At 44.2% G+C, this 6,370-nt stretch carries 6 protein-coding genes; 4 read left to right on the top strand and 2 right to left on the bottom strand.

Features of this window, described 5'->3' with window-relative positions; translation table 11 throughout:
- Positions 1–255 precede the first annotated feature (255 nt).
- The 3 genes from QUA38_RS26815 to QUA38_RS26825 all read left to right on the top strand — a co-directional run bounded on the left by QUA38_RS26815 (position 256) and on the right by QUA38_RS26825 (position 3,749).
- Complete coding sequence (locus QUA38_RS26815; RefSeq protein ID WP_333167267.1) at positions 256–1,512, top strand: ABC transporter substrate-binding protein; 1,257 nt, start codon at positions 256–258, stop codon at positions 1,510–1,512.
- Positions 1,513–1,675: 163 nt separating this feature from the next.
- A complete protein-coding gene (locus QUA38_RS26820; protein ID WP_333167277.1) occupies positions 1,676–2,626 on the top strand; it encodes a branched-chain amino acid ABC transporter permease in 951 nt (316 codons plus the stop codon).
- Positions 2,627–2,813: 187 nt separating this feature from the next.
- Entirely contained in the window at positions 2,814–3,749 is a 936-nt protein-coding gene (locus tag QUA38_RS26825; RefSeq protein ID WP_333167269.1) for a branched-chain amino acid ABC transporter permease, read from the top strand.
- Between the two features lie 105 nt (positions 3,750–3,854).
- Here the strand turns inward: QUA38_RS26825 and QUA38_RS26830 are convergent, their stop codons facing one another.
- Together QUA38_RS26830 and QUA38_RS26835 are read right to left on the bottom strand one after the other, a co-directional pair.
- Positions 3,855–4,298 carry a hypothetical protein gene (locus tag QUA38_RS26830; RefSeq protein WP_333167271.1) on the bottom strand — a complete coding sequence of 148 codons (444 nt, stop codon included), beginning with the start codon at positions 4,296–4,298 and terminating at the stop codon, positions 3,855–3,857.
- Positions 4,299–4,494: 196 nt separating this feature from the next.
- The gene (locus tag QUA38_RS26835; protein ID WP_333167273.1) at positions 4,495–4,992 is read right to left on the bottom strand and encodes a hypothetical protein; all 498 of its coding nucleotides are present in this window, start codon (positions 4,990–4,992) and stop codon (positions 4,495–4,497) included.
- A gap of 998 nt (positions 4,993–5,990) precedes the next feature.
- Between QUA38_RS26835 and QUA38_RS26840 the strand changes: the two genes are divergently transcribed.
- The gene (locus QUA38_RS26840; protein WP_333167275.1) at positions 5,991–6,314 is read left to right on the top strand and encodes a hypothetical protein; all 324 of its coding nucleotides are present in this window, start codon (positions 5,991–5,993) and stop codon (positions 6,312–6,314) included.
- Positions 6,315–6,370 lie beyond the last annotated feature (56 nt).

Consider the following 6,370-nt stretch of genomic DNA (forward strand, 5'->3'; position numbering starts at 1 on the left):
CTCCCCAGAGTTGTCAAGCGTTTTGTGAAAATATTTTTGAGTTTGTTTGTAACCTATACACACCAAGGGTTTTGGCTCTTATGACCGGATCGGGTATCCCCTGGCTGATTCTTCTTTATGGCTTGAGTCTGCTTTTTGACCCAGAAATACGCTTTGGACCGGGACTCTCCGGCGAATCGGTAGAATATTTGCACATTGCACATATAGATGTTCTATATAGAGATGGTCTATATATATGTGTTCGATCGCCCGCTCATGAAAAAACCTGCCCCTCGCCCTAGTGCCTTGTTCGTTACCTGCGCTTCACTGCTGATGGCTTGCACTCAGACGAACACTCCCCAGACATCGACTACAGTATCTCCAGGTACTTCGCCATCTCCGGCAACTTCGCCACAGGGTTCGGCTGCGGGGAACTCTACCACTATTCCCGTTGGGGTTGGGGTGGCGCAAACTAGCAATGTGGCTTTGCTCGGTCAGGAACAGGTGGCTGGGGCGAAAATTGCTGAGAAGTATTTCAACGATAACGGCGGTGTGGATGGGACGCCGATTAAGCTGGTGTTCCAAGATACGGGTGGAGATGAACAAGGGGCGATCAATGCCTTCAATACTCTGATCAATCAGGATAAGGTGGTGGGTATTGTGGGCCCAACTCTCTCGCAGCAGGCTTTTAGTGCCGATCCGATCGCCGATCGCGCAAAAATTCCCGTACTCGGACCATCCAACACCGCTAAAGGCATTCCCCAGATTGGCGATTATGTGGCCAGAGTCTCTGCGCCTGTCGCCGTGGTAGCACCTAATGCGGTTAAGGCGGCCCTGAAGCAAAATCCCAATATTAAGAAAGTAGCCGTCTTTTTTGCTCAGAATGATGCTTTTAGCAAATCTGAGACTGAAACTTTTCAGACAACAGTTAAAGATATGGGACTGGAATTGGCAACAGTCCAAAAATTCTTGACTACTGATACAGATTTCCAATCTCAAGCCACTAATGGGATAAATGTCAAGCCCGATTTGATAATTATTTCTGGGTTGGCTGCAGATGGAGGCAATTTAATTAAGCAGTTGCGGGAGTTGGGCTACAAAGGCGTTATCATTGGGGGCAACGGTCTGAATACTTCCAATGTATTTTCGGTTTGCAAGGCTCTTTGCGAGGGGGTTTTAATTGCCCAAGCATACAGCCCGGAATATCAAAATGAGATTAATAAGGCTTTTCGTGATGCTTATCGCGCTCAATTTAAGAAGGAACCGCCTCAGTTTAGCGCTCAAGCTTTTACTGGCGTACAAGTTTTTGTTGAGTCATTAAAAGAAATTAATGCTAAGTCGAAGATTAGCCAAAAGCCTTTGGCAGAATTGCGTACAAATTTGAATCAGCAGTTGTTGAGTGGAAAGTACGATACGCCTCTGGGGGAAATTTCTTTTACGCCGGAAGGTGAAATCAATCAGAAAGAGTTTTATGTGGCACAGATAAAAATGGATGCTGATGGAAATAACGGTAAATTTGAGTTTTTGAAATGAAGTCAGAACACGAATTTTGACACGGATACGCGGATGAGTTATTGAGTGTAATTTTGAAGTCACCCCCCTGCCCCTCCAAGGGGGGAATTCAGAAGTCAGAGTAAAAACTGTATGTTTTTTGTTGTTGAATAATTTCGGTGTGAAGCTCAATTCTTAACTGGTGATGGACTTAACTCTGTTTCTGCAACAATTTTTGAATGGTTTGTCGATCGGCAGCGTTTATGCTATTTTTGCCCTGGGATACACCCTAGTGTTTTCTATTCTCGGAATTATTAATTTTGCTCACGGTGCAGTGTTTACTTTGGGTGCTTATTTCACTTATGCGCTGATGGGCGGTGCTTTTGGTTTTAACGGGTTGTTGGCTAATGCGAGAATTCCCGTGCAGTTTCCTTTTGCTGTGGCACTAATTTTGGGCAGTACGCTGGCTGGTTTGGTGGGAGTAATTGTTGAAAGAGTTGCTTTTTTGCCTTTGCGCCGCAGAAACTCCGATCCTCTGCTGACGGTGGTTTCTAGTTTGGGGGCGGCGGTGGCGATCGCCAATATCATCCAGTATCTTGTCGGTGCAGAAATTTACACTTTTCCTACTAATACTTACGGCAATTTGCCTGCAGCTATTAACTTTGGTACGGCGGATAAACAGATTCCTATTCGCACTGTTCAAATACTGATTTTTGGCGTAGCTATTGCGATTGTTAGTCTTCTAACTTACTTAATAAATTTCACTAAATTTGGCAAAGCAATGCAGGCGGTGGCTGAAGATGCTACTACTTCTAGTCTGTTGGGTATTGATACTGACAGATATATTGTTTTGACGTTTTTTGTGAGCAGTTTTCTGGCGGGCTTGGCCGGGAGTTTGGTGGGTTCTAGTGTTAGTATTGCTGGGCCGTATTTTGGGATTGCTTTTGGTTTGAAGGGTTTGGCGGTGATTGTGCTGGGTGGGTTGGGCAGTATTCCTGGGGCTGTTTTGGGTGGGTTTATAATTGGTTTGGTGGAGGCTTTTGTGCCTGGTGATTTTTCGGCTTATAAGGATGCTGTTGCTTTTGGCATATTGTTTATGATGCTATTGGTTAGACCCCAGGGTTTGTTTGGACGGCGTTTAATTCAGAAGGTGTAAGTCCGTTGCCCGGTTGATAATTCGGTGATTGAAATCAAATCGCTTAAGAGTCAAACTTTCGTCCCAGGAGAGGGGGACTGAGAAATAGAAGCGTTTGAGTGAAAAGGTGTAAGAGGATTCGGATCTTGAAATCGCTTATTGTCAAACTCTCGTCCCAGCAGAGGGGGACTAAGAAATAAAGAAAGTTATGACTGCATTTTTTACTACTTATGGGTTTCTGATTGTCTCGATGTTGCTGGGTGCAATGTTGGGAATGTCGCTGTATTTGCCTTTAATGACTGGACAGTTGTCTCTGGCTAGCCCTGGTTTTTATGCTTTGGGTGGGTATATTGCGGCCATTTTATCTACGACGGTTTTTCAACACACAGGGGGTTTATTTCCACTGCCGTTGTTGTTATTAGAGATGATAATTGCAGGGGCTGTTTCGGGGTTGCTGGGGATTTTAGTGGGAATTCCGGCCCTGCGGTTAAGTGGCATTTATTTGGCGATCGCAACTATTGCTTTTGTGGAAATTTTGCGGGTTTTATCGCTGAATCTGGACATCACTGGCGGGGCTGTGGGCATTTTTGGGATTCCGCAACCGTTTGCGACGCCGATCGAGTATTTGTGGATTGTACTACCTTTACTTTTGGTAAGTATGGCGATTGTGTATCGGCTGGAACGGATTCGGGTGGGGCGGGCTTTTGCTGCGATCCGCGCTGATGAGTTGGCGGCTGATGCGATCGGCATTAACCCAACTTTTTATAAGGTTTTGGCTTTCACGTTAGGTGCTGTTTTAGCGGGGGTTGTGGGTGCAGTTAGCGCTCATTTCTTGAATACTTGGAACGCGCGTCAAGGGACTTTTGATGCTAGTATTATTTACTTGACTTCTGTATTGATTGGTGGTAGCAGAACGTTTTTGGGAGCAGTTTTGGGGGGGATGGTGTTTACTGCTTTACCGGAGGTTTTGAGGGGAATGGCGACTATTCAGGGATTGCCGGTTTGGTTGGCGCAATTCCTGCGGGATGGGCGGTTAATTGTGTTTGGGTTGTTGATAGTTTTGGGAACGATATTTTTTCCGCAAGGGTTGGTGACGCCGGAGTTGTTGAAGAAGTTGAGAGGGGGCGATCGCGGTTCTGTTTAAAATTAGATTTTTGGTAAATAAAAGACAAGCTGCGATCGCATCCATACCTCTCATCGCTGGCCCTGTCGGTGAAAAAAGACAAGGTGCGATGGCATTGCTACCCCCTTATCGACTAAAACAAACTCTGAGAACACCTGAATTGTCTCCTAGTGCATTGTCAGCATCGTTAATTCGTATCGCAGTCCGAGTGATTGGTTTAGGTAGTTGTTGAACCCCCCGCACCCATACATATCCAATACCATCTGTGGGAATATCTACAAATAATGCACCAAAAGGATATCCTTGATCGTATTTATATTGGTTATATGGCTCTAGCCCAGGTTCATTGTGGCCTTGAGGACCAACACGAGCATAGCTTCTCGCATCTACAGACCAACCTCCACCAACACTGGCTATACGAGTATATGGACCCCCAAGGTCAAAGTATTGCCAACCTGTTCTCGAACTTACATCAAAGCACTTAACTGCTTGCGCTTTTGCTTCGTGCATATTAAAATTAGTAACCAGCATAGCAGCGGATATCAAAATAAATTTTAGAGTTAGTTTCATCAGTTAGTTCTCCAATTTCAGTTAACTGTCGGTTCATAGTACCTCCTTCTTACGGAAGGATTATTGAACTTCTTTCCTATCAAAACCCAAGCCCGATCGCCCTGTCGGTGAAAAAAGATCAAGTGCGATCGCATCCACACTTTTCATCGATCACCTAATTGATAAAAAAAGTAAGGGGCGATCGCATCTTTCACCCTCACCACCTGGGTAAAAGATTTCTTGGATTGTCATTAGACTTACAGGTGGCGCTAGTACTAACTTCGACGTTAGCAGAAGCAGGATCGTTATACCAACCAATAAACCGCTTAGCATCTAGTTTCCCTTGATATCCTTCCTTACCGCTGTCTAGATCCCAAGTTGCTTCCATCCATGCTTGACCATTTCTGTACTTGACCTTAACGTATCCATCAAGGTAGTATCTCCTACCGCATTTTGGTAAACTAACATTCGGCGTAATGTAAGTTAGCCATCCTTTTTGCATCATCTGAACGCAAGCACCAGGGCCTCGACATTCTGGCATATACTCACCCATTGCAGATGTGATTTCTACGCTTGCCACATATACATCACCAATCTGTTTATTGAATGTATATGAACCTGTATGCCGTTGCTGTGCAAGTACATCTACATTACCAGATACAGAAATATAACCAACGGCAGCAGTCAAAACAGCAGCACGCACGATTTTATCCATTTGAATTAATCCTCCATTACGGTTGTTTGATGGTGTTTATCTTGTCCATACTTACAATCTAAGTGTCAAACAATACTTTCCTTATCAAAACCCAAGCCCGATCGCCCTGTCAGTCGGATTGAGTCTGAACGCCTCTCCTGAGTTTTAGGTGATAGTAAAAATAAAACTTCCCGTGCGAAAGATCCGAAAGCCTGTGTGAGCCTCTGGCTCACACTACCGTTTCCACGAGCAATTGAGAACAGCCAATTTATTCGTCTACTATAGAGTTGCTGACGACAATATTGAGGTCCTATGGCTTCTTGAGTAAGTTTTATTGTACAAACACATCATACCATAGATAGATGACAAAACAATCATTATTTATACTTAGTGCAAGCGTGAATCAGTTGGAAAAGTAAACACTGTATGGGTTCACGGGGTGACAACCCCGTCAAATTCCTAAGCTTCCCCAAAATCGGTGTAGCAGATGGCACACTGGCGGTAAACTGCCAGTAAGGATTGCTAAAGCCCGGGTTCTGGTGAGTTTTAGCGGATAATAAAAATAAAACGTACCGTGGGAAAGGCCCGAAAGCCGGAGTGAGCCAGAGGCTGACACTACCGTTTTCACCAGAAATCCTGAAAAGCCGTCTGAACTTTTCCAGAAAAATTTGCTCAAATGTCGGAAAGATCGGGTAATATCAGAAAAGCCTGCCTATCTGACCGATTTGTGGACATGGCAGAAGTCTTAAAACTGGTAGATGAAATTCTGTTCACCAATACAGACGATCGCCCAAAACCTATAATCTAATTTAGAAGTGCGATCGCAATTCGCAACCTAGTAAAGCACCATCGGTCGCTATTGGAGATTGGGATTAGATCTACACTCCCTTCTTCCAGCGAAGCTGATTTTTATCCTTTTCCACATCATAGACCGATCGCTCAAAACTGAAAAGGGAAAAACAGAGGGAAAAAGACGGGTATTTCTAAAATTGGACGCAAGACGGAAAAGACGGAAAAAGTTGGCTATACTAAACTGTGGTTCTCTGACGCCCCTACTGATGGACACTGCCCATATCTTGCAATTTGTAGATGAAGTGCTCAGTGCAAAGACAGGCAAACATCTAAATGACTTGCAGCGTAAAATTATCGAGGAAATACGGAATCGACAAAAGTATTCTGATATTGCCAATACTTATGGTTGTACGGCGGGTCATGCTAAGGATGTAGGTTACGAGCTTTTGCATATGTTATCTGATGCTTTTGATGAACGAGTTGATAAAGGTAATCTGGAATCTATTCTAGAACGGCAATTAAATCTGAATATACAGCGGATTCCGCTGTAATGAGGTACAATAAAATATCATTGTTGTAGTCAAACCTAATGAAAGCGTATTCTCTC

The organism is Microcoleus sp. Pol12B4, from assembly GCF_036701385.1.
Lineage (GTDB): Bacteria > Cyanobacteriota > Cyanobacteriia > Cyanobacteriales > Microcoleaceae > Microcoleus.

Coding starts and splice junctions, on each gene's coding strand:
- QUA38_RS26825 (WP_333167269.1), top strand. CDS start 2,814: ATGACTGCATTTTTTACTACTTATGGGTTTCTGATTGTCTCGATGTTG.
- QUA38_RS26820 (WP_333167277.1), top strand. CDS start 1,676: ATGGACTTAACTCTGTTTCTGCAACAATTTTTGAATGGTTTGTCGATC.
- QUA38_RS26830 (WP_333167271.1), bottom strand. CDS start 4,298: ATGAAACTAACTCTAAAATTTATTTTGATATCCGCTGCTATGCTGGTT.
- QUA38_RS26835 (WP_333167273.1), bottom strand. CDS start 4,992: ATGGATAAAATCGTGCGTGCTGCTGTTTTGACTGCTGCCGTTGGTTAT.
- QUA38_RS26815 (WP_333167267.1), top strand. CDS start 256: ATGAAAAAACCTGCCCCTCGCCCTAGTGCCTTGTTCGTTACCTGCGCT.